The 23,606-nt window shown below is 73.2% G+C and carries 14 protein-coding genes and 1 riboswitch; of the genes, 5 read left to right on the top strand and 9 right to left on the bottom strand.

Annotation, left to right across the window (positions count from 1 at the left end):
- Window positions 1-394: 394 nt before the first annotated feature.
- Genes AB2U05_RS36585 through AB2U05_RS36575 form a run of 3 tightly spaced genes read left to right on the top strand, consistent with a single transcriptional unit; the run spans window position 395 to window position 8,726 of the window.
- A complete protein-coding gene (locus tag AB2U05_RS36585; protein WP_369185717.1) occupies window positions 395-6,427 on the top strand; it encodes a tetratricopeptide repeat protein in 6,033 nt (2,010 codons plus the stop codon).
- A 5-nt stretch (window positions 6,428-6,432) separates the two neighbouring features.
- Window positions 6,433-7,692 carry a CHAT domain-containing protein gene (locus tag AB2U05_RS36580; protein ID WP_369185716.1) on the top strand — a complete coding sequence of 420 codons (1,260 nt, stop codon included), beginning with the start codon at window positions 6,433-6,435 and terminating at the stop codon, window positions 7,690-7,692.
- Window positions 7,689-8,726 carry a hypothetical protein gene (locus tag AB2U05_RS36575; RefSeq protein ID WP_369185715.1) on the top strand — a complete coding sequence of 346 codons (1,038 nt, stop codon included), beginning with the start codon at window positions 7,689-7,691 and terminating at the stop codon, window positions 8,724-8,726. Before AB2U05_RS36580 ends, AB2U05_RS36575 begins: the two co-directional genes overlap by 4 nt.
- A 116-nt stretch (window positions 8,727-8,842) precedes the next feature.
- Here AB2U05_RS36575 and AB2U05_RS36570 read toward each other — a convergent pair whose 3' ends face one another.
- Window positions 8,843-8,977: a hypothetical protein gene (locus tag AB2U05_RS36570; RefSeq protein ID WP_369185714.1), complete on the bottom strand. Its 135-nt coding sequence runs from the start codon at window positions 8,975-8,977 to the stop codon at window positions 8,843-8,845.
- Between the two features lie 327 nt (window positions 8,978-9,304).
- Between AB2U05_RS36570 and AB2U05_RS36565 the strand changes: the two genes are divergently transcribed.
- Window positions 9,305-10,708 (top strand): uracil-xanthine permease family protein, encoded by a 1,404-nt coding sequence (locus AB2U05_RS36565; RefSeq protein ID WP_369185713.1) that lies wholly within the window; start codon window positions 9,305-9,307, stop codon window positions 10,706-10,708.
- Between the two features lie 156 nt (window positions 10,709-10,864).
- Window positions 10,865-11,596, top strand: coding sequence for a hypothetical protein (locus tag AB2U05_RS36560; RefSeq protein ID WP_369185712.1), 732 nt, complete (start codon window positions 10,865-10,867; stop codon window positions 11,594-11,596).
- Window positions 11,597-11,861: 265 nt separating this feature from the next.
- Here the strand turns inward: AB2U05_RS36560 and AB2U05_RS36555 are convergent, their stop codons facing one another.
- From AB2U05_RS36555 to AB2U05_RS36520, 8 genes are all read right to left on the bottom strand, one after another.
- Complete coding sequence (locus tag AB2U05_RS36555; RefSeq protein ID WP_369185711.1) at window positions 11,862-12,635, bottom strand: enoyl-CoA hydratase; 774 nt, start codon at window positions 12,633-12,635, stop codon at window positions 11,862-11,864.
- On the bottom strand, window positions 12,632-13,516 hold the full coding sequence (gene mmsB / locus AB2U05_RS36550) for a 3-hydroxyisobutyrate dehydrogenase (RefSeq protein ID WP_369185710.1): 885 nt from the start codon (window positions 13,514-13,516) through the stop codon (window positions 12,632-12,634). Before mmsB ends, AB2U05_RS36555 begins: the two co-directional genes overlap by 4 nt.
- Window positions 13,513-14,586, bottom strand: coding sequence for an enoyl-CoA hydratase/isomerase family protein (locus AB2U05_RS36545; RefSeq protein ID WP_369185709.1), 1,074 nt, complete (start codon window positions 14,584-14,586; stop codon window positions 13,513-13,515). The genes mmsB and AB2U05_RS36545 overlap by 4 nt, the downstream gene beginning before the upstream one ends.
- Window positions 14,586-15,725 carry an acyl-CoA dehydrogenase family protein gene (locus AB2U05_RS36540; RefSeq protein WP_369185708.1) on the bottom strand — a complete coding sequence of 380 codons (1,140 nt, stop codon included), beginning with the start codon at window positions 15,723-15,725 and terminating at the stop codon, window positions 14,586-14,588. Before AB2U05_RS36540 ends, AB2U05_RS36545 begins: the two co-directional genes overlap by 1 nt.
- Before the next feature lie 7 nt (window positions 15,726-15,732).
- The gene (locus AB2U05_RS36535; RefSeq protein WP_369185707.1) at window positions 15,733-17,232 is read right to left on the bottom strand and encodes a CoA-acylating methylmalonate-semialdehyde dehydrogenase; all 1,500 of its coding nucleotides are present in this window, start codon (window positions 17,230-17,232) and stop codon (window positions 15,733-15,735) included.
- A gap of 211 nt (window positions 17,233-17,443) precedes the next feature.
- A riboswitch (cobalamin riboswitch) is annotated at window positions 17,444-17,615 on the bottom strand.
- 178 nt (window positions 17,616-17,793) lie between these two features.
- A complete protein-coding gene (locus AB2U05_RS36530) occupies window positions 17,794-19,161 on the bottom strand; it encodes a hypothetical protein (protein WP_369185706.1) in 1,368 nt (455 codons plus the stop codon).
- 681 nt (window positions 19,162-19,842) lie between these two features.
- Window positions 19,843-20,664, bottom strand: coding sequence for an SDR family NAD(P)-dependent oxidoreductase (locus tag AB2U05_RS36525; protein ID WP_369185705.1), 822 nt, complete (start codon window positions 20,662-20,664; stop codon window positions 19,843-19,845).
- Between the two features lie 555 nt (window positions 20,665-21,219).
- Window positions 21,220-23,604 (bottom strand): DUF4118 domain-containing protein, encoded by a 2,385-nt coding sequence (locus tag AB2U05_RS36520; RefSeq protein ID WP_369185704.1) that lies wholly within the window; start codon window positions 23,602-23,604, stop codon window positions 21,220-21,222.
- Window positions 23,605-23,606: the final 2 nt, after the last annotated feature.

Here is a 23,606-nt window from a genome sequence, read left to right as displayed (position 1 = left end):
ACTGAAGCAGGCGGTCCGCAAGGAGTTTGAAGCCTAGGCAACAGGTTCCGGTCCTCGTGCTTGGGTACGGCCGGCGCCAGCGCCTGCAGCCCCACGGGACTACTTCCCAACAGGGAGCACGGTGTCCATTTCCAGAGCCATCCCGCGCACCTGTACCCGCACAGATCCCCAGACCGGTTCCGCGGCACCGGCCGGCACGGGCACCAGCACCGACGCAACGCGCTCCTCCAAACCGCCTGACGATCTATCGGAGCTTCCGGTCCCGCCCCCAGGTCCGCGGGAGTCGCTGACACTGCGCCAGGCCTGCACTACGGTAGGCGGGCAGAGCAGGTCACGGGGGCGGGGTGGCGCAATGTTGATGTCCATGACGGCACATGTCCGCCCTGGGAGCGGCATGCCCGACCCCGAACCCTACGAACAGCGCCGGCGCCCCGGCTCACCCTCGGCCGCCAGCGGCGACCCACACGCCGCCATCCTCCCGGCCGAGGCCGCGCGTGCCGCACAGACCGTCCAGGCCACCACGCCGACGCCCAACTTGCCTCCGCGCACCGCCAGCCAACTCATCGGCCGGGAGCGCGAGTCGCGCGCCGTCGCCGACGCCCTGGCCCACGCGGACGGTGGCGGACTGGTCACCCAGGCCACCACCCTGCACGGCCTCGGCGGCGTCGGGAAGACCAGCCTCGCCCTGCACCACGCCTACGCCCACGCCGGCCACTACCGGCTGATCTGGTGGCTCGCCGCCGAGTCCGCCGAGCAGCTCGCCGAGGCCTTCGCCGGGCTCGCCGTCCACCTTCACCCCTCTTGGGCCCTTACGGCCCCGCCTGGCCAACAGGTCGAGTGGGCCATCACGTGGCTGCGCGCCCACGACCGCTGGCTGCTGGTCTACGACAACGCCGAGGATCCGGCCGACCTCACCCCCTACGTCGGCCGCCTGCTCGGCCGCGGGCACCAGTTGGTCACCAGCCGGCGGGCGAGCGGCTGGCACCCCGGGATCCGCCCGGTCCGCGTCGACGTCCTCGACGGCCCCGAGGCCGCCCGGCTGCTCTGCGGGACGGCCTACCAGGGCTCGACGGTCGATCCGGCCGAACGGGATCAGGCCCGGGCACTCGCCGACGAGCTCGGCCACCTGCCGATCGCCCTCACTCAAGCCGGTGCCTACGTCCAGCAGACCGGCACCTCCTTCGCCGAGTACCGCGAACTGCTGCGCGCCACCGGGCCAGTGGGGCCCGATGCCGAGTCCACCGTCGCCCGCCTGTGGCGCACCACCCTCCGGACCGTCCAGCACACCGCGCCCTTCGCCGTCGAGCTGCTGCGCACCCTGGCCTGGTACGCCCCCGAGGCACTGCCACGCGAGGTTCTCACCCCGTTCGGCTCGCGCCGGCCCGACGAGGTCGACCGGGCACTGCGGCTCCTCGCCGACTACCACCTGATCACCCTCGGCGAGACCGTCACCGTGCACCGGCTACTCCAGGCGGTGTTGCGGGACGCCGAGTTTCGGGGTCGAGCCGAGCAGCACCTGGCGCGGGCGGCGGCCCGTCTCTGGCCCGGCGCCCGTCCAGAACTGCGGCGGGCACTGCTGCCGCACGTCCGGGAGCTGGCCGACAGCGGTCCGTCGCCGGAGCCGACCGCCGAGAGCGTCGCCCTGTACGGGCTGGCAGCGGCCGAACTCACCGACCGAGCGCAACGGGTGTACGCCGTCCGACTGATGGAGGCGATGGCGGACGGGCAGCGGCGGCTACTCGGCGCGGACCACCCGGACACCCTCACCTCCCTTGGCCGGCTCGGCCAGCTGCAGACCAAGACCGGCGACCCCGCCCGGGCCGTGGAGCTGTGCCGGGACGTCGTTGCCCGGCGCACCCGGCTCCAGGGCGCGGACCACCCCGCCACCCTCGCCGACCGGCACACACTCGCCCAGGGCTACCGCCGGGCCGGCCGACATGCCTTGTCCCTAGAGGAGTTCCGGGGCGTCGTCGCCGACCGGGCACGGGTGCTGGGGCCGGACCACGCCGACACCCTGCACAGCCGGGCAAGCCTGGCGTACGCCCTGCAGGCGGCGGGGCAGCACCGGGAGGCCGTCACCGAGTACGAGCGGCTGGTGACGGACACGGAGCGGGTACTCGGGCCGAACCACCCGGAGGTGGTGACCCGCAGCAGCGGCCTCGCCTTCGCGCAACTCGCGGCGGGGTTGCACGGGTTGGCGATCGCCCGGTACGAGCAGGTGGTCGCCGACCGCACCCGCCTGCTGGGCGCGGACCACCCGGACACCCTGAACAGCCGCCGTTGGCTGGCGGCCGCCCACTCCGACACGGGCGACCACGTCGCGGCGATCGCCGCCTACCGAGCCCTCGTCGCGGACTGCACCCGGGTGCAGGGGCCGGACCATCCGCAGACGCTCTACGCCCGCAAGCGACTGGCCTCGGTCCACCGCAAGTCCGGCCGCCCCGCCCTCGCCGTCGCCCAGTTCGAGGAGGTCGTCCCCTCCTACAGCCGGGTGCTCGGCCCCGATCACCCGCACACGTTCAACGCGCGCAGCGGCCTCGCCCGCGCCCACCGGGAGGCAGGCACGCCCGTCGTCGCGGTCGAGCAGCACCGGGCCCTGGTCCGTGACCGAACCCGTGTTCAGGGCGAGGGCCACCCCGACACCCTGGAGGAGCGCAGCTTCCTGGGGTTCGCGCTGCGCGTCGCGGGACTGCCCGCCCTCGAAGTCGAGGCGTTGGAGCGCCTGGTGGCTGACCGGGCCCGGTTCCAGGGCCCCGACCACCCCGCCACCCTGGAGGAACGCTCCGGTCTCGCCCGCGCCCTACACGCCGCTGGCCGCCCACGCGAGGCACTCGCCGTCCGGGAGCGGCTGGCCTCTGACCGGCTGCGCGTCAACGGGCCCGAGCACTTCGAGACCTTCGACGCCCGCCTGCGGCTCGCCCGCTCCGTCGACGAGGGGGGCGAACATCGACGGGCGGCGGACCTGTGCGACCGGCTGGTAGCCGACCGGCAGCGGGTCCTCGGCCCGGACCACCCGGACGTGCTCACCACCCGATGGTGGCAGGCCTCGATCCGCACCAACGCCTGCGACTACGGCGAGGCCCTGACGCTCTTCGAGGCTCTGCTCGCCGACCGTACCCGCCTCCAGGGGCCCGACCACCCGGCGGTGCTCAACACCCGCTGGTGGCTGGCGACCGCCCACCGGAACCTCGGCCGGCACCGCGAGGCGCTGACACTGTACGAAGCGCTCGTGGCCGATCGCACCCGCCTTCAGGGGCCCGACCATCCCGATGTGCTCAACACCCGCTTCTGGATCGGCCACAGCCATCAGGTTCTGGGCGACTACCACCATGCCCTGCACGTCTACGAAGCCCTGGTGACCGACCACATCCGGATCAACGGGCCCGATCATCCCGGCACCCTCGACGCCCGCTTCAACTGCCTGTCGGCCTACCTGGGCGCCGACCACCACCGGCGGGCCATCGAGCTGGCCGAGTCCCTGGTGGCCGACCACCTCCGTGTCCTGGGCGCTGACCACCCCAGCTCCCTGACCGCCCGCCAATGGCTGGCCGCCGCCCACGGAGGCGCGGGCGACCACAGTCGGTCGGTCGGCCTACTCGAAGCGCTCATCACGGACCGCTCCCGGATCCAGAGCCCCGACCACCCCGACACGCTCTTCGCTCGACTCGCCCTCGCGCTCACCCACCGGAACGCCGACAACCACCGGCAGGCGGTGGCCATGCTGGAGGAACTCGGTCACGACTTCGCACGAGCCCTGGGCCCCAACCATCCGGGCACCCTCAACGTCCGTGTCTGGCAGGCGTCCACCAGTCAGCTCGCCGGTGACCACCGTCGGGCCACCACGCTGATCGAGGAACTCGTCACCGATCACACTCGGGTGTTCGGGCCAGCCCACCCGAGCACCCTGCGCTGCCGTCGTGAGCGCGCCTGGATCCGGAGGGAATCCGGCGAACACCTGCGGGCCATCGCCGAGTTCGTCTCCCTGACGGCTGATCACACCCGCGTCTACGGGCCGGACCACCAGCAGACACTGGAGATCCGCGAAGAGCTGGCACAGTCGCACTCCCAAGCAGGCAACCACCGCCTTGCCGTGGAGTCGTTCCTGAGCCTGGTCGCCGACCGTACAAGGTCTCAGGGCGCCGACCACCGGGCCACCCTCGCGACTCGCTGGTGGCACGCCTTCGCCCAGGACAAGGCCGGGGAGCACGGTGTCGCGAGCGAGCTCTTCGGCGACCTGGCCTCCGACCGCGCGCGGGTCCTCGGTGCCGAGCACCCGGACACCTTGCTCGCCCGGCAGTGCCAGGTCGTCTCCTGCCAATCCGCCGGTGACCTCCGCCGGGCGTTGCACCTGGGCGAGGCCCTGGTCGCCGACCGGGCCCGGATCCAGGGCCCCGACCACGAGAGCAGCCTCCATGCCCGCCTGCTCCTCGCCTGGGTCCACCGGACGTCTGGCCACCACCTGCTCGGCATCCGGCTCGACGAGGCCCTGGTGCACGACCGCATCCGGATCTTCGGGCCCGACCACCCGAGCGTGCTCACCGCCCGGAGCATTCTCACCACCGGCCGGGGATTCGCCGGCCTCTACCGTCAGGCCGTCATCGATCGGGAACTGCTCGCGGCGGACTGCGTCCGCGTCCATGGGCCGGAGCACCCCGACAGCCTGCTCATCCGTTCCCTGCTGGCCCAGGACATCCGCACGACCGGTGAACTCGACCGGGCCATCGGCCTCTTCACCGAGCTGATCGCCGCCCGGGTCCGGAGCCAGGGCCCGGACCACCCGGACACCCTCAATGAGCGGTCCGAGCTCGCCTACACCCGCCGACTCAGCGGACGCCATCGTCAGGAAGCTGCCGAACGGCAGGCGCTCGTCTGCGAGCACGCCCGGGTGTACGGTCCCGATCACCCCGCCACACTTAGCGCCCAGGAGCGCAGCGGCCACGCGCTCCGCCACGGATGGGACCACGACCGCGCGGACTCGCTCTACCAGTCCGTCCTCGCGGACCGCGACCGGACCCTGGGAGCCGGCCACCCGGACACGCTCGACGTCCGGGGCAGCATCGCGCTCAACCTCTTCGAGGCGGGCCGCCACGCCGAGTCGGCCGGGTACTGCTTCGAGACGCTGGCCCTCGCCGTCGAGGCCCTCGGGCCCGATCACCCCTCAGTACGGAAGCTCCGGCACGACCGCTCCAAGGCACTGATCCTCGACGGTCGCCCCGATGTCGCCGCCATCGAACTGTCCCCGATGTCGGTTGACGCGGCCGAGCCGGTCGCGGTGGGCCTGCCGGACCGGATCCACTCCGGCTGCCTGCTCGCCTTCGCCCAGCATCTGAGCGGACAGCCGGAGACGGCCCTGGGCCTGGCCGGCGGGCTGGTCTCCGCCGCCACCGAAGCCCTCGGCGACCCGGACGACGCGACGATCACCGCCCGGCTCACCCAGGCACTCCTGCTGGCCGGTGGCCCCCGCCCGCTGCGCGCCGTCGTCCGGCTGGAGGAGCTGGCGGAGGCCTGCGCCAGGAGCCGGGGACCCCGCAGCGCCCTCACCCTGGAGGTCCGGCAGGCCCTTGCCCACGCCAGGCTGCGCGCCGGGGACCCAGACGGGGCCGTCCGGGTGTACGAGCGGATCATCGCCGACCGGATCCCAGACGCGGAATCCGCACCCACCACCACGCTGTGGACCGGTCATCGGGAGGCCGACGACCTCACTGTCAGCGTCGGCGCCGCCCGCCCCGGGCCCCTGCCGCTGTACCCCACCCTCGCCGTCGACCTGGCCCAGGCACTCGCCGCCGCCGGCCGCCGGGATGACGCCCGGGCACTGCTGAGGGCGGTCCGCGTCGGCCGCAAGGCACTGATGGGCACCGGCCACCCGCTGGCCGCCGAGTCCCGTAGTGTGCTGGCCCTGCTCCCCGGCAGATCCCGGGCCGACCACCACCCGCGGCTCGCCCCGCGCGAGGCCGCTCCCGCGACCACCCCAGCGCTGCGCCCCCGGCGCTCCCGCGGCGCGATGCACCGCGCCGTCGAGCCGGCGACGCACAACACCGCCTGGCAGCCGCGCCTGACCCTCACCACCAATCCAGCCGTGGGCGCCACCACCCACCTGGAGCTGCGCCTCGAATCCGCCGATGCCAGCGCCGACCCGGCCGCCCTGCCGAACCTGTACCTGGTCGCCGCGGTGACCCCCGACGCGGTGCTCGACCCGCCCGTCACGGACTACACCCCCGCCGGCGGGCCCGCCCGGTTCGCGCTCACCCCGGCCGCGCCCGGGCGGCACACCGTCCGGATCACCGTCTTCGACCGGGGTCACGGCGCCGTCCTCCAGGACCTCTCCGCTGTCCTGGATGTCCCCGCTGTCCTGGATGTCCCCGCTGTCCCGGACCAATCCGCCGTCGTGGACGAACCCACCTCCACCGCACCCCAGGAGCAGGAGTAATCGACGTGCCCCGGGACCTCCACGTCCTCGTTCGGCAGAACCCGTCCGCCGACTACACCCGGCTGCCTCGGCAGTCGGGCCCGGCCGACGCCGGCCCACTGAAGGGCCCGGCGCCGTTGGACATCGTCGTCTCCCTCCGCCGCCACGGTGACGAGCTGCACATCAGCGCTTTCCGCCCGGGCGAGCGCACCCCCGGCACCCGCATGCACCGGGCGCGACTGGCCGTCCCCGCGCCGGTGCTGCTCGCCAAGGCCTCCCGGCTGCGCTCCGTCTGGCGCGACCGGCTGATCGGCTACGACCCCGACCCGTTCGACCCGTACCCCTTCGCGACCGCCGTCGACTTCACCCCGCACGCCGCCGTCGCGGAACGCAAGGTCGCCGAACTCGCCGAGGAGGGACGCTACTTCCTGGAGACCATGTTCGACGGGACCGACCGCAGCCTGGTCCGCTTCCGGGAGTACCTCTCCGCTACCCTCACCGAACACGGCTCGCTGCGGATCAGCTTCGACTCCGACCTCCACCTGCCCTGGCCGATGCTCGCCGTGGACACCGGCCGGCCCGACCCCTGGGCGGACTTCCTCGGCCACCGCCACCAGATCGAGCAGACCGGCGCCGCCTACCCGCCGATCCAGCCGCCCAACTCCGCCCGCGCCAAGCCCGTCACCAGCCTCAACACCGACGACCAGCTCACCGGCATCGGCCGAGCGCCGGAGGTGCGCAAGCTGCTGGAGGACCGCTCCCAGCTCACCGTACGCACCGATTCGGACCTCCTCCTGGAGGCGTTGTCCGCAGCCGTGCTGGACGAGGATGTCATGTACTTCTGGTGCCACGGCCAGTTCGTCGCCAACGACTCCCCGTACGAGCAGCTCGCCGTCCGGCTCTCCGACGACCGGCACATTGACGCCGAGCTGGTGCGCCGGCACCGCCGACGCCACCTGGACCGGCCGGACGCCGTCTTCCGGCCGTTCGTGCTGCTGAACGCCTGCCACACTGGGCAGTCGGCGGCGGCCGAACTCGACCACCTGGGAAGGGCCTTGGTCGACCTCGGCGCGGACGGGGTGCTCGGGCCGCAGCTCCAGATCCCGCAGGAGTTCGCCGCCGAGTACGCCTTTGCCTTCCTCGACCACTACCTGACCGGCGAGTTCACCGCCGGGGAGATCACCCAGCAGCTGGTGCGCTGGTTCGCGCGCGAGTACCGCAACCCGCTGGCGCTCGCCTACTCCCTGCACTGCGGCATCGACAGCATCCTGGAGCTCAACCCGTGAACCCCACTCCCCCGGCCTCCGTACGGCCCGCGACGGTCGACCTGGACGAGCACGGCCGGATGCTCGTCCCTGGGACAACGACCCCCGTCCCAGACGCGCGGGTCGCCGACCACCTGGCCCGCCACCTGCGGATCCCCGAGTGGGCGACCGACCTGTTCGTCTACGCCCACGGCTGGCAGACCAGCCCCGCCGCCGCAGATCGGGCCGCTGCCGCGCTGATCGACCGGGCCACCGGACTGCACCACGCCGCACCGTCCGCCTACCCGGGGCTCGCCACCGGATTCCGCCCCTGGTGCGTGGTGGTTCGCTGGCCCTCCTCCAGCCTGCCGAGCCTGCACGGCTACCGGCGCATCCGGGAACGCGCGCACGCGATGAGCACCCGCGGCCAGGCCGGGCGGATCCTCGGCCACCTGCTGGGCTACCTCGACTCCGGCCGCGGTCGGCCGGACGCTCCGCGCGTCCTGGCCAACCGTCACGGCCAGTACCTCCACCTGCTCGGGCACTCCTTCGGTGGCCGGCTCCTCTGCGAGGCCGTCCAGTACGCGGCCGACCGCCCGGCCGGTCCCCCGGTGCTGAGCTGGTCCTCCCGGCCCGGTGACCCGAGCCGTCCGTTCACCGTCGACAGCGCCCTGGTCTTCCAGATGGCCGCGCCCCGCGACGCCTTCACCCGACTCTTCCCCCGGCTGTTCCTCGGCCCCGGCCGGGCCAGCGCCCCGCTACGCGGCCCGCTGGTCCTCACCCACTCCCGCTGGGACCGCGCCACCGGCTTCTGGCACCTGCGCGCCGAGGGCCTGCCGGGCATCGGCCACTCCGGCACCGGCTCCGCCCCGGTACCCCAGTTCAGCACCCGGCTCCGCCCGGTGGGCTCGCCGTACCCACACGCCGCACTCGATCACCCGATCGTCAACGTCGACGCCGGCCACGTCTACCGGGGCGGCCTCGCCACCCGGCTGCACCCCTCCGGCGCCCACTCCGACTTCCAGCACCCGGAATCCGCCCACCTGCTGCTCAGCCTCGCCGCCCACTCCCGCTGAGTCGAAGGGCTCGGGGCAAAGATGCCAGACGGCCGTGAAGCCGCACACCTCCGTGCAGAGCGGAACGCTCCCGCTGTACAGGAGGTTCGCCCGGCCCCAGGAGATCGTGTGCACCGTCAGCTTCGCCCGCAAGGTAGCAGCTCGGGCAGACGACATGGACCGGATTGCCCCACGGGGCGCTTGGGGTCGAGCTTGGTGACCGCCTCGACCATCACGAGCACCGACAGGCCGATCCCGACGAAGCCGACCACCTGCCACACGTCCTTGCTGGGCTGCCGCCGTCGATTATCAACCGAACTTGCGCCGGTCCTCTGAGCTAGTGGGGTCGGAGACGTCGGCCGGCGCGCTGTTCCGGACCAAGGCGGGCGTCGGGCGGCTGGGCTGCGGCTACCCGCCGGGCTACGGCTTCCCGCCGGGCCGCGGTGAACGCGGGCCCGGGCGAGGCGGAGGTGCTGCTCCCGGCGGCCCCTACCACACGTCCGCGCAGCTCACGCGCGGGCCGGGTGGCTGCCGGGACCCCTGGGGGCCACCACAATGGTGCGGACAGATCTTCGGAAGTACAGAGAAAGCGATGCACCATGGATCTCGGCGTGCGCTGGACGCTGCACGGTGACGGGCGCACGCCCGCGCCGGGGGCGGTGGTCCGTCCCGACGAACGGCTCTCCTGGCCCCGCACGGTAGGGCTCGGCGCCCAGCACGTGGTGGCGATGTTCGGGGCGAGCTTCGTGGCGCCGGTGTTGATGGGCCTCGACCCGAACCTCGCGATCATGATGTCCGGCGTGGCGACCGTGATCTTCCTGCTGGCCACCAAGGGGCGGGTGCCCAGTTACCTGGGCTGCTCGTTGTCCTTCGTGGGCGTGGCCGCGGTGATCCGGGCGCAGGGCGGCACCAGCGCGACGGTGACCGGCGCGGTGTTCGTGGTGGGCGTGGTGCTGTTCTTCGTGGGCCTGGCGGTCCAGCGGTTCGGGGCGCGGATCATTCACGCCGCGATGCCTCCGATCGTCACCGGCGCGGTGGTCATGCTGATCGGCTTCAACCTGGCCCCGGTGACCGCCTCGGTGTACTGGCCACAGGACCAGTGGACGGCGCTGCTGGTGATGCTGTTCACCGGTCTGGCCGTGGTGTGCCTGCGCGGTTTCTGGTCGCGGGTGGCGATCTTCCTGGGGCTGCTGTTCGGCTACGGGATCTCCTGGCTGTTCGACCGGGTCTTCGGGAAGATCCACTCGGTGGACGGCGGCGGGCACATGTCCGACCACTGGCGCCTGGACCTGTCGGGTGTCGGCAAGGCGGACTGGATCGGCCTGCCGACCTTCCACGGCCCGTCCTTCCAGTGGTCGGCGATCCTGGTCGCCCTGCCCGTGGTGATCGCGCTGGTCGCCGAGAACGCCGGGCACGTCAAGGCGGTCGGCGAGATGACCGGCACCAACCTGGACGACAAGCTGGGCACCGCGATCTCCGCGGACGGCATCGGCTCGATGCTCTCCACCGCGGTCGGCGGCCCGCCGAACACCACGTACTCGGAGAACATCGGCGTGATGGCCGCGACCCGGGTCTACTCGACGGCCGCGTACTGGGCCGCGGCCTGCTTCGCGCTGCTGTTCGGCGTCTGCCCGAAGTTCGGCGCGATCGTGGCCGCGATCCCCGGCGGGGTGCTCGGCGGCATCACGGTGATCCTGTACGGCATGATCGGCCTGCTGGGCGCGCAGATCTGGGTCAGGTCCAAGGTGGACCTGAGCAACCCGCTGAACCTGGTGCCGGCCGCCGCGGGCATCATCATCGGCATCGGGAACGTGACGCTCAAGTTCACCGACACCTTCAGCCTCAGCGGCATCGCGCTCGGCACGCTGGTGGTCATCACCGGCTACCACACGCTGCGGGCGCTGGCGCCGGCGCACCTCAGGACCCAGGAACCGCTGCTGGACGAGGGCACGTCCTCGTACGACGAGGACGCCACCTCGGACGGGAACCCGCGCGCCTCGTAACGGACGGGCCCGGGTCGGGGGTTCAGGTCGACGGGGCGGCCGGCGAAGGTGTCCGGAAAGGACCTTCCGCCGGCCGTTCCGCTTTCCCCGGCGGGCCGGTCGGTGGTCGAATCGCCGCGCACCGCCCATGTCGGTCACTCACCCCCCGGGAGAGGCATGTCCCTTCTGTCCCACCACCGCAAGGCCGCCGCCGTGGCCGCCGTCCTCGGCACCCTCGGCACCCTCGCGATCACCCGCGGCCCGGTGGCCTCGGCCGCCGGCACGGGCAAGGTCCTGTGGACCCCGAGCACCAGCAAGGGCGCGTCGTCGTTCGCGGCCGTGCAGTGCGCCTCCGGCAACTTCGGCGTCGTCAAGGACGCGGTCAAGGGCAACGTGTGGCGGGCCTTCCAGGCCGCCGGGGAGGAGCGCTGCGAGACGCTCGGCCCGGACCTGAAGGAGGGTGACACCTTCTACCTGGGCTGGTCGTCCAAGGCGAACATCGAGGACACCGACAGCCGGTACGTCTTCCAGCTGAAGTGCTCGCCCAGCACCGACACGGCCAACCACCCGATCGAGATCGACATCCTCAACGGGCGCGTCCGCCTCCAGGAGTGGGACCTCGACCACGTCGCGCACTCCCTCTGGACGGCCCAGACCACGAACAACACGTGGCACTCCTACGCCCTGAAGATCCGCCTGGGCCGGACGGACGGCACCATCGACTTCTGGTTCGACGGCGTGAAGCAGACGTTCACCACCGGCTCGGGCACCTTCAAGGGCACAACCTGGGACGGCGACCGCGACTACCTCAAGTGGGGCTCCTACCACCCCGCCAAGGGCAACGCCACGAACACCTTCACCAGCCCGGTGATGGCCACCACCCTGCAGGCGGCCACCGCCGGCTCGTGAGCCAGCGGACGAACCGCAGGCCCGGACCGCGCCGGCCGCGGTCCGGGCCCCGCCCACCCCACCCGGCCCGGCTCGATTGGCCAACGGTGCGGCCACCGAGGATCATCCTGGTTGGTGAGGACACCGAGGATCAAGCTGCGCGGCCCGCTCAGAGGGAATCGGTCGGTCCACACCCAGGTTCCGCGAGCAGGTCCGGAGCGTGTGCCGCCTGCGGTCCGTCCGGGGTGGTCCGCCGGTCGGGGAGCCGATCGGCGGACCTGCGGCGTCACCGGTTCTCGAAGGTCGGCGGGCGCTTCTCGGCGAAGGCCGTCATGCCCTCCTTCTGGTCCGCGGTGGCGAAGGTGGCGTGGAAGAGCCGGCGCTCGAAGCGCACGCCCTCGGCCAGGGTCGTCTCGAAGGCACGGTTGACGCTCTCCTTCATCATCACGGCCGCCGGCGTCGACATCGCCGCGATGGCCCCGGCCAGTGCCAGCGCCTCGTCGAGGAGTTGGTCGGCCGGGACGATCCGGGAGACCAGGCCGGCGCGCTCGGCCTCGTCGGCGCCCATCATCCGGCCGGTCAGGCACAGTTCCATCGACTTGGCCTTGCCGATCGCCCGGGTCAGCCGCTGCGAGCCGCCGATGCCCGGGATCACGCCGAGCTTGATCTCCGGCTGCCCGAACTTCGCGGTGTCGGCCGCGAGCAGCACGTCGCACATCATCGCCAACTCGCAGCCGCCGCCGAGGGCGTAGCCCGCGACCGCGGCGACGACGGGCTTGCGCACGGCGGCGAAGCGGTCCCAGGCGGCGAACCAGTCGCCGAGGTAGGCGTCGACGAAGCCGAGGGACTGCATCTCCTTGATGTCGGCGCCGGCCGCGAAGGCCTTCTCCGAGCCGGTGACCACCAGACAGCCGATCTCCGGATCCCGGTCGAACTCCTGAGCGGCGGCGACCACTTCGTTCATCAGCCGGGTGTTCAGCGCGTTCAGCGCCTTGGGCCGGTCGAGGGTGATCAGGCCCACCCGGCCCCTGCGCTCGGCCAGGATCGTCTCGTACGTCATGCGGCGTCCTCCCGAAGGGTGGTGATGATGGCGGAGAAGTCCAGTGCGCCGCCCTCGCCCGCCGCGAAGGCGGCGTACAACTCGGCGGCCTGTCGGCCCAGTTCGGCCGGCACGGCGAGGGCGGTGGCGGCGTGGGCGGCGAGGCCGAGGTCCTTGGCCATCAGGGCGGCGGCGAACCCGGCCGCGTAGTCGCGGTTGGCCGGGCTGTCCGGCACCGGGCCGGGCACCGGGCAGTTGGAGGTGAGCGCCCAGCACTGCCCGGAGGCCGTCGAGGCCACGTCGAACAGTGCCTGGTGGCTCAGGCCGAGGCTCTCGCCGAGGACGAAGGCCTCGCTGACCGCGATCATGGAGATGCCGAGGATCATGTTGTTGCAGATCTTGGCGGCCTGCCCGGCTCCGGACGCCCCGCAGTGGACGACCCGGCGGCCCATCGCGGCCAGCACCGGCTCGGCCTCGGCGAAGTCGGGGTCGTCGGCGCCCACCATGAAGGTCAGGCTCGCCGCCTCAGCGCCGGCCACGCCGCCGGAGACCGGCGCGTCGACGGCCCGGTGCCCGGCGACCCGGGCGAGGTCGGCGGCCACCCGGGCGTCCCCGACCGCGATGGTGGAGCAGTCCACGAACAGCGCGCCCCGGGCGGCGACGGTGAGCTCCTGGTAGGCGTCCAGGACATGCCGTCCGGTGGGCAGCATGGTGATCACCAGGTCGGCTCCGGTGACCGCTTCGGCCGCCGAGGCCGCCACCGTCACCCCGTGGTCGGCCGCCCGGGTGCGGGCCGCCTCCGCGAGGTCGTATCCGGTCACCCGGTGCCCGGCCTTGACGAGGTTGACGGCCATGGGGCCGCCCATGTTGCCGAGTCCGACGAATCCGATGCTGTGGGTCACCAGCGCTCCAGGGGTGGGGTGGTGGCGAGGCCGAGTTCCCGCTCGCCGAGGGGGCGGAAGTAGCGCGCCACCGCGCCGGGCGAGACTCCGTCCAGCGTGGGCGGGTTCCAGCGCGGTGCACGGTCCTTGTCGATCACCTGGGCGCGGATGCCCTCGGCGAGGTCCGGCGTGGCGAGGGCCGCGCAGGACGTGCGGTACTCCTGATCCAGCACGGCCTCCAGCGGACCGAGGGCCCGCGCCCGGCGCAGGGCTGCCAGCGTCGCCTTCACGGCGGTCGGCGAGTTGGCGCCGATCCGATCGGCGGCCTTCTTGGCTTCGGGCTCACCGCTGTCGCCGAGCCGGTCGAGGATCTCCTCGACGGTGCCGGCCGCGTAGCAGGCGTCGATCCACTCCCGCTGCTCGGCCAGCGGGGCGGGCGGCGGCGGCGCGACGTGTCGGGCGAGCGCGTCGTGGACGGAGCGCTCGGCGAGGTCGTCGAGCAGGGCGGGCACGCGTGCGGCGGGCACGAAGTGGTCCGCGAGGCCGCAGAGCATGGCGTCACCGGGGCCGGCGGAACCCGCGGTCAGGGCCAGATGGGTGCCCAGTTCGCCGGGGGCGAGGGAGAGCAGGTAGGTACCACCGACGTCGGGCACGAAGCCGATGCCCGCCTCCGGCATGGCCACCCGGGTGGTCTCGGTGACGATCCGGACGCTGCCGTGGGCGGAGACGCCGACCCCGCCGCCCATCACGATGCCGCCCATCACGGCGACGTAGGGCTTGGAGTACCGGGCGATGCGGGCGTTGAGCCGGTACTCGTCCCGCCAGAACTCCTCGACCGTGCTCGGATCGCCGCCAGTGGCGGCGCGGTGGATGGCGACGATGTCGCCGCCGGCGCAGAAGGCCCGCTCGCCGGCGCCGGTGATCACGACGGTCTCCACCCGGTCGTCGCGCTCCCACGCGTCCAGTGCGGCGTCGATCAGCCGCACCATGCGGTGGGTGAGGGCGTTCAGGGCGGCGGGCCGGTTGAGGACGATCAGACCCGCCCTGCCCTCCCGGTGGACGAGGACCTCGTCGATGTCGTTCTCGGCCATCACGCGGCTCCGGTCAGGCCGCGGGCGACGATGACGCGCATGATCTCGTTGGTTCCTTCCAGGATCTGGTGCACCCGCAGGTCGCGGACGATCTTCTCGATGCCGTACTCGGCCAGGTAGCCGTAGCCGCCGTGGAGTTGGAGTGCGGCGTTGGCGACATCGAAGCCGGTGTCGGTCGCGTAGCGCTTGGCCATCGCGCACAGCCCCGGCGCCCGGGGGTCGCCCCGGTCCAGCGCGGCGGCGGCCCGCCAGAGCAGTGACCGAGCCGCTTCCAACTCCGTTGCCATGTCCGCGAGTCGGAACTGCAAGGCCTGGGCGTGCAGGAGCTTGGCGCCGAACGCCTCGCGCTCCGCCAGGTACTCGGTGGCCCGTTCCAGGGCGTCCTGCGCGCCGCCGAGCGAGCAGGCGGCGATCCCCAGCCGACCGCCGTTGAGCCCGTTCATCGCGATCCGGAAGCCGCCGCCCTCCTCCCCGAGGAGCCGGTCGGCGGGCAGCCGGACGCCGTCCAGGACGACCTGCCGGGTGGGCTGGGCGTTCCAGCCCATCTTCCGCTCGTTCGGCCCGAAGGACAGCCCCGGGTCCTCCCGCTCGACGAGGAACGCGGAGATCCCGCCCGGTCCCGGCCCGCCGGTGCGGGCCATCACCACGTACAGGTGGGAGGCCCCGGCGCCGGAGATGAACTGCTTCACGCCGTCCAGCACCCAGCCGGCGCCGTCCCGCACGGCGCGGGTGGCCAGGGCGGCGGCGTCCGAGCCGGCCCCGGGCTCGGTGAGGCAGTAGCTGCCCGGGCTCTCCATCGAGCAGAGGTCGGGGAGCCAGCGGGAGCGCTGCGCCGGAGCGCCGTAGCGGTCGACCATCCACGCGACCATGTTGTGGATCGACAGGTAGGCGGCGATGGACGGGCAGCCGGTGGCGAGCGCCTCGAACACCAGCACCCCGTCCTGCCTGGTCAGCCCCGAGCCGCCCGCGTCCTCGCGGACGTACACGCCCCCGAGCCCGAGGCCGGCGGCCTTGCGCAGCACGTCCAGCGGGAAGTGCTTGTCCCGGTCCCACTCCACGGCGTTCGGGGCGAGGTGTTCGCGGGCGAAGTCCCTGGTGGTCTCGGCGATGTCCAGCTGGTCATCCGTCAGGGTGTCCACGGCGGCCTCAGCCCATCGTCGGCATGGTGAAGCTCGCGCCTTCCTTGACCCCTGAGGGCCAACGCGAGGTGACGGTCTTGGTCCGGGTGTAGAAGCGGATCGCGTCCGGCCCGTGCTGGTTGAGGTCGCCGAACCCGGAGCGCTTCCAGCCGCCGAAGGTGTGGTAGGCCACCGGCACCGGGATCGGCACGTTGACACCGATCATGCCGGTGTTGACACGGCGGGCGAAGTCCCGGGCGGTGTCGCCGTCGCGGGTGAAGACGGCCACGCCGTTGCCGTACTCGTGCTCGCTCGGCAGGCGAAGCGCCTCCTCGTAGTCGGCCGCGCGGACCACGCACAGGACCGGGCCGAAGATCTCCTCCTGGTAGATCCGCATGCCGGTGGTGACGCGGTCGAAGAGCGTGGCGCCGAGGAAGTAGCCGTCCTCGTACCCGGGCACGGTCAGATCGCGCCCGTCGACGACCAGTTCGGCCCCTTCCCGCACACCGAGGTCCAGGAAGCCGCGCACCCGCTCCAGGGCGTCCCGGCTGACGAGCGGGCCGAAGTCGGCCTGCGGATCGTGGGACGCGCCGACCTTGAGGGCGACGATCCGCTCGGTGAGCTTGGCCACCAGGGCGTCGGCGGTCTCCTGCCCCACGGGAACGGCGACGGAGATGGCCATGCACCGCTCGCCGGCAGAGCCGTACCCGGCACCGATCAGCGCATCGGCGGCCTGGTCGAGGTCGGCGTCCGGCATGACGATCATGTGGTTCTTGGCGCCGCCGAAGCACTGCGCCCGCTTGCCGGCGGCCGCCGCCGTGGCGTACACGTACTGGGCGATCGGTGTCGACCCGACGAACCCGAGGGCCTGGACCCGGGCGTCTTCGAGCAGGGTGTCGACGGCTTCCTTGCCGCCGTTGACCACGTTCAGCACACCGGGCGGCAGGCCTGCCTCGACGAACAGCTCGGCCAGTCGCAGCGGCACGGACGGGTCCCGCTCGGACGGCTTGAGGACGAAGGCGTTGCCACAGGCGATGGCGGGCGCGGCCTTCCAGAGCGGGATCATGGCGGGGAAGTTGAACGGAGTGATGCCGGCGACCACGCCGAGCGGCTGACGCAGCGAGTACACGTCGATGCCGGTGCCGGCGCTGTCGGTGAACTCGCCCTTCAGCAGGTGCGGCACGCCCGCCGCGAACTCGACCACCTCCAGGCCGCGTTGGAGGTCGCCGTGGGCATCGGCGACGGTCTTGCCGTGCTCGGCCGAGAGCAGCCTGGCCAGCGGCTCGCGCTCGGCCTCGACCAACTGCAGGAAGCGCAGCAGCACCCGGGCCCGCCGCTGGGGGTTCCAGGCGGCCCACTCGACCTGGGCCTTTTCGGCGTCGGCGATCGCCGCCTCGGTCTCCAGCCGGCTCGCGATCGGCACGCGGGCCTGGACCCTGCCGGTGTTGGGGTCGTACACGTCGCCGAAGACCCCGGACGTGCCGGGGACGTTCTTTCCGCCGATGAAATGGGTGAGCTCACGGATCATCACAAGCCTGCTCTCGTCAGGATGTCAGGGGGATCCGAGGGAACTGGGGCACGGCAGCGGAGCCGTCCGGCACGCGATGCGAGTGCCGGACGCGGGGTGCTGCCGGGCGCGACGAGCCGTCAGGGTGACGGGTGTGCCGCAGCCGTCGCAGGATCACCTGGGCCAGGAGGAGAACAGACCGGTGCCATGCGTGTTTGCTCCATCCTCGTGGACAACACGGAACACCCGCAGTCGGTATCCTGACTCCCGGATCAGCGCGCGCCACCCGGCCTTCCCGGCTGGCTGCCAGTGGCTGGTACTGCGGTGACGCACTCCCCGGTCACAGTGGCGGGACCGTGCCGGACTCACACCGGCTTCCCTGCACTGCGGGCCTTGTTCTCGACCATATAGTTGGACGTCCTAATAAGTCCAGAGCACCGCCCCGAGCTCCGGCCCTACGGCCCTGGACACCGATCCGGGGCCGCTCCTGCCGGCATGACGGCGAGGCCCATCACTGCCAGGACGGGCGCAGCGCGCCCCCGAGAGGTCGTCAGGCTTCCCGGGGCGCACCGGCGCTTCTGCTCACGCGAACTCGCGCAGGCGGGGCCGTACCCCCAGAGCGGTCAGGACGAGCGCGACGGCCAGGGCCGCCGCCCCCACTCCGGCCGTGGTGGCGTCGAGGTCGTGGTCGGTGGTGGCGACCGCGGCGTCGAAGGCCCGCTGGTTGATCGCCCGGTTGTCGTCCAGGGCGGCGCTGAGCGCGTCGAAGTCGGCGTTGGACTGGCCCGGGGTGGTGCCGGTGTCGAAGGTGACGGCCTCCTTGAGCTTGCCCTGGGCGTTCAGCTCGCGGATCCTCCGGTCGTCCCGCTGGTACTGCTGGAACGCGCTCAACACCCGTTCCGCCGCGTCCTGTTCACCGGGGAAGGTGATGTTGCGCAGTTCGTCACCGAGGTACCCTCCGAACCCGACCTGGCCGTGGTCGGCCCGGTGCCGGCCGGCCAGCGCGGCGAGCTCGTCGTCGTACGTGGCCAGGGTCGCGCCGTCGATCCGGGCGAAGGACTGCGTCTTGTCGAGGAAGCTCTGCTCGTACGCGGCCGCCCGGGCGGGGTCGGTCAGGTAGCGGCTCTCGTCGGCGTTGAGGTCGTACGCCACCGCGCGCGCCCGGCTGAGGGCGATCACCGAGTCGAAGGAGTTGCTCTTCGCGACCACCAGCTGGTGGTCCGCCCGGGAGGTCAGCGTCAGCGCGGTGACCAGCCCGGCCAGGGCGAGCAGGGTGGTGGCGGCCAGCGGCACGTTCAGCAGCCGCCGGAAGCGCACCGCGAGCAGTCGCTGCAGCAGGGCGAGGGCGGCCAGGGCGAGCAGCCCGGTGGCCAGGATCATCCACCAGCCGCCTGCCAGGGCGTCCCGCTGATCGGTGTAGTTCTGTTCCACGACGGCCGCGTTGACGTCGGTCACCGCGTCGACGGCCCGCAGCAACCGCTGGCGCAGCAGGTCGGTGGCCTGCCGGTAGGAGGCGAGGGCGTCCGCCGAGGGGCGACCGGCCTGAGCGTGGGCCTGGTCCTCCAGCAGCTGGGCGCGGGCCACCAGCGCCTCGTACTGGCCGAGGTCACCGATGACGGTCTGCACCGCCCGTTGCCCGGCCGCGTCGCCGGCGACCGCCTCCGTGACACGCTGCAGATCGCTGTCGGCCTGGGCGCGCCGCTGCTCGTAGGTGTCCAGGGTCGCCTTGCGCAGCGCCGCGTAGTCCGGGTCGGCGCCGAACAGCAGCAGGTTGGCGGCCTGGGCGTCCATGTCGTTGAGCGCGAAGTACAGGTCGGCCGAGCGCACCACCTGCGGGGCGGCCTGGTGGCCGATCGCGTCCGTGCCGTCCCGGGCTCCGCCCAGCACGGTGGCGGCCGCGGTCCCGGCGGCGAGCAGCGCCACCAGGCACAGGCCGGTCAGCCCCCGCACGAGACGCGGGGTGTTCCACCACACCCGGTTGTGCCAGGAGCTGCCGAACCAGCGACCGGAGGCGCGCGACCCGGCAGGTGGTGCGGCTGCCTCCTGCCGCGCCGTCTCCGACGCGGCCGCGTTCCGCGCGACCGCCGTACCGCCCGACGTACCCTTTGGCATCGCCGCGCGCCCCCTCACCCTGTTTTCACCGGCCGCCGAACCTTCCCCGGAGGAACCCGCCGGGGCGGTGTCCGGCAACGGTTCGCAGCCGGGCCCCACGCCCGGGCGGCGAAACGTTTCCTCGCAGCTCAACGTAGGGTCTGTCGAACGTCCGTCCGTCGCTCCTGATGCGTCCTTGACGCCTTCGACGACCGTCTTGACGCAGCTTTGGCGCGACGGGCCGGAGCCGGAGCCGCCCGACCGGTCCGCCCGCCCCCAACCGCTGCTCGGCGCGCAGCAGCGCCCGCCCGGTATCGGCGACAAGAACGCGATCACATGCCACGGCCCTGCGGCCTGCCGTCCGGCCGTGCGGACGGCAGGCCGCAGGAGCCGAGGTGCACCCGGCGCCGGTGGCACGCGGCACCGGGTGGGTCTACGCGGGCTTGCGGCCGTGGTTCGCCTTCTTCTTGCGACGGGCCTTCTTCTTGCGAGCGCGCTTGGACACGGTGGCCCCTCTCTCGTTCGTCGGGTGGGTGTTCTTCAGGCGGCGCGGCCGACGAGCTGGTCGGCGAGCTTGGCCAGCCGCTTCAGCGAGCGCTCCTCCTGGGCCGCCTGCGCGGTCGGCGCGATGACGCCGCCGTCGAAGTAGGCGCCGTTGGCCACGACCGTCTCGGGCAGGCAGAGCCGGACGACGGCCGCCGCGCCCTCGGCGGCCGGCGCGCCGACCCGCCCGTACAGCGGCAGCAGCGCGGTGTCGCACAGGCCCGGGTTGAGGCTGACGGCGGTGATGCCGGAGCCGGCCGGGGCCATGTCGGCCGTCGCCATGGTGAGGGCGAGCTGCGACTGCGCGTAGGCGGCGACCCGGGAGTACTTCTTCACCCGGTGCGGGTCCGACCAGTTCATCGAGGCGGTGCGGTGCAGCGAGGAGGAGACGTTGACGATCCGGGCGTCGCCGGCCGCCGACAGCGGGGCGCGCAGCAGCTTGGCCAGCAGGTGCGCGGCGAGGAAGTTGACCTGCAGCGAGACCTCGTTGCCGTCGTCGGTCAGGGTGCAGCGCTCGGGCGCCATCACGGCGGCGTTGTTCACCAGCAGGTCGAGCGCCGGGTAGTGCTTGACGACCGTGCCGGCCAGCACGGCGACCTCGGTGAGGCGGGTGAAGTCGGCGGCCAGCTCGACGAGTTGGTCCCGCCGCGCGCCAGCGCTGACCAGGCGCTCGACGGCGTCCTCCGCCTCGGCGGTGGTTCGGGCGTGCACGAGCACGGTCGCGCCGTACGCGGCGAGTAGCCGGGCGGTCTCCCAGCCGATGCCGGAGGAGGCACCGGTGACGAGGGCGGTACGGGCGGACAGAACAGCGTCGGACATGACCCATCCAAGGGTGGAAGGCGTCGGCGGGGTGCGACGACGGGCAGCACGAAGCTGCACGCCCCCGGGCCGCCGATGCGAAAAGGGTGTGATGCGTGGAGAGCGCTCGCCCGTCCTCCGGCCCTCGGAGCCTCGCGGGACAGAGGACGGGCGGCGGTGATCCGCACGGACGACGGCAGAGGAACCGTGCCCGTGCGCGCGGCCGGCGGCCGGCGGGAAGGAGCCGGGTCCTACCGGACGGCGGTGGCGACCGCGACAGCGACGATCCGCGGCCGGCTATGCGGCGGGCGGTCGTGGTGGCGTGTCGAGCGGTGCATGTCCCCCATCAAAGCCCTGCCGGGTGCGCGGGGCAAGCCCGTTCGCCCTCCCTGACGAACCCCTGACGTGCCGCCAACGCTTCGTTGACACTCCTGCTCCACCCCCTGTCGCGCTCCCGGCACCCGCCAAGGTTGTCACACGCCAGCCAGCCCGTCTCGACCGAATCCTGACGCCACCGCCCGAAAGCACGACGCGATCTCGACGCGCCGGATCGCCGACCGGTCCGGTGCCACCGCATCAGGCCACCGCACGGGCCAGGCTGATCACGTAGGCGGTGCCGCCACCGGGCGCCTCCTCGACGGCCAGTTCGCCGTTCATCGCCTCCACGAAGCCGCGTACCACCGGCTGCCCCGCCCCCTCCTGGACAGCGGCCTCGCCGCCGGGAACGGTCACCCGGACGTCCACCCGCCCGGCCACCACACCGGCGTCGACCACCACGGGCCCCGCTCCCGCCGCCGCCAGGACGTCAGTGAACGCCCGCTCCAGGAGCCCGGGATCGGCGATCACCCGCGGCAGCCCCGCGCCCAGATCGATCCGCACGCCCGGCACGCCCTCGGCAGCGGCCCGCACCACCTCCGCCACCACGGTCGGCCGCAGCACCACCGGCATCACCCCGGCCCGCAGCCGGCTCAGGTCCAGCAGGTTGGCGACCAGCCGCTCCATCCGCTCCACCTGGGCGCCGACCCGCCGCCCGTCCGGGCCCGGCATCCGCTCGGCCTCCTGGCGCACTGCCGCCAGCGGTGCCCGCAGGTCCCGCCCGAGCGCCTCCAGCAGCGCGGTGTGCAGCGCGTCGGTGTGCGCGAGCACCTCCGCCGCCGACGCCTGCGCGGCCAGCCGCTCGCGCTCACGGGCCAGCTTCAGCTGGGTCACGTACGGCCCGAGCAGCCGGGTGTCCTCCTCGGTGAGCGGGGTGCCGCGCAGGACCAGCACCGCGCCGTCGCCCAGGTCGACGGAGAAGGACGCCTCCTCCGGCCGCAGCGGCACCGCAGCCCCTGCCGAGGCGGCCGGCAGCCACAGCGCGCCCGTCCGCACCAGCACGGCGGCGCCGTCCAGCCCGAACACCTGCCGCAGCTCCGCCACCAGATCGGGCAGCACCCGCGGCCCGGACTCCACCGTCTCCCCCGCCAGCCTGGTGAGCACGGCCGCCTCCGCGCGCGCCCGGCCCGCCTGCTGCGAGCGCCGGGTCAGACCGTCGATCAAGTGGGCGATCACCCCGGCCACCGCGAGGAACAGCACCAGGGCCGCGAGGTCCGCGCCCCGACCGACCGTCAGACTGTGCCACGGCGTGGTGAAGAAGTAGTCCGCCGCCAGCGCCCCGGCCGCGGTGGCGCCCGCCGCCGGCAGCAGGCCGCCCAGCCGGGCCGTCCCCGCCACCGCCAGCAGCAGGCACAGCAGCGCGCCGGACAGGCCCAGCGAGCCGCGCAGCGGCGACAGCGCCCAGGCCAGCGTGACCACCCCGGCCGGCCCGAGCAGCCACGCCAGGCGGCGCCGCCGGACCGGGACCAGCGCCGGGCGCCGGCGCCGGGGCGCGGGCGGCACGGTCAGCAGCCCCGGCTCGGGCGGCGGCAGCACCCGCACGTCGATCGGCCCGGCCAGCCGGATCACCCGGTTGATCACCGAGCCGGTGGCCAGCTCGCGCAGCCGGCTGCGGCTGGTCGGCCCCAGCAGGATCTGTGTGGCGCTCTCCGTCCGGGCGAAGTCCACCAGCGCCCGGGCCACGTCGCCGCCGCTCACCTCGACGAAGCTGCCGTGCAGCTCCCGCAGCAGGTCCCGCTGCGCCGCCAGGGCGGGCGGCTCGCGCTCCGCCGTGCCGTCGTCCAGTCGGACGTGCACGCCGATCAGGTCCCCGTGCACCCGGGTCGCCGTCCGGGCTCCCCGGCGGATCAGGTGCTCGCCCTGCGCCGCGCCGTTCAGCGCGACGACGATCCGCTCCTTCGTCTCCCAGGGCGCCCGGATGCCGTGCCGGGCCCGGTAGTCGGCCAGCTCCTCCTCCACCCGGTCCGCCAGCCAGAGCAGCGCCAGCTCGCGCAGGGCGCCGAGGTTGCCGGCCCGGAAGTAGTGGTCCAGCGCCACGTCGACCCGGTCCGGCGGGTAGACCTCCCCCTGCGCCATCCGGGTGCGCAGCGCCTCCGGGCTCAGGTCGACCAGCTCGATCCGGTCGGCGGCCCGGACCACCTCGTCGGGGATCGTTTCGCGCTGCGCGACGCCGGTGATCTGCTCGACGACGTCGTTGAGGCTCTCCAGGTGCTGGATGTTGAGCGTCGTCGCCACGTCGATCCCGGCGTCCAGCAGCTCCCGCACGTCCTGCCAGCGCTTCGCGTTCCGCCCGCCGGGCACGTCGGTGTGCGCGAGCTCGTCCACCAGCGCGAGCGACGGGCGGCGCGCCAGCAGGGCGTCCACGTCCAACTCGGTCAGGTCCGTCCCCCGGTACCGGACCAGCCGCCTGGGCAGCACCGGCAGGTCCCCCAGCTGCTCCTGCGTCCCGCGCCGCCCGTACGTCTCCACCAGGCCGACCACCACGTCCAGCCCCTCACCGCGCAGCCGCCGGCCCTCCCGGAGCATGGCGTACGTCTTCCCCACCCCCGGCGCAGCCCCCAGGAACACCCGCAGCTTCCCGGCCACCG

It is taken from the genome of Streptomyces sp. Y1 (assembly GCF_041053115.1).
Taxonomy (GTDB): Bacteria; Actinomycetota; Actinomycetes; order Streptomycetales; family Streptomycetaceae; genus Kitasatospora; species Kitasatospora rubellomurina.
Note: the sequence above shows the minus strand (reverse complement) of the source record. Positions and strands in the feature narration are given on the sequence as shown.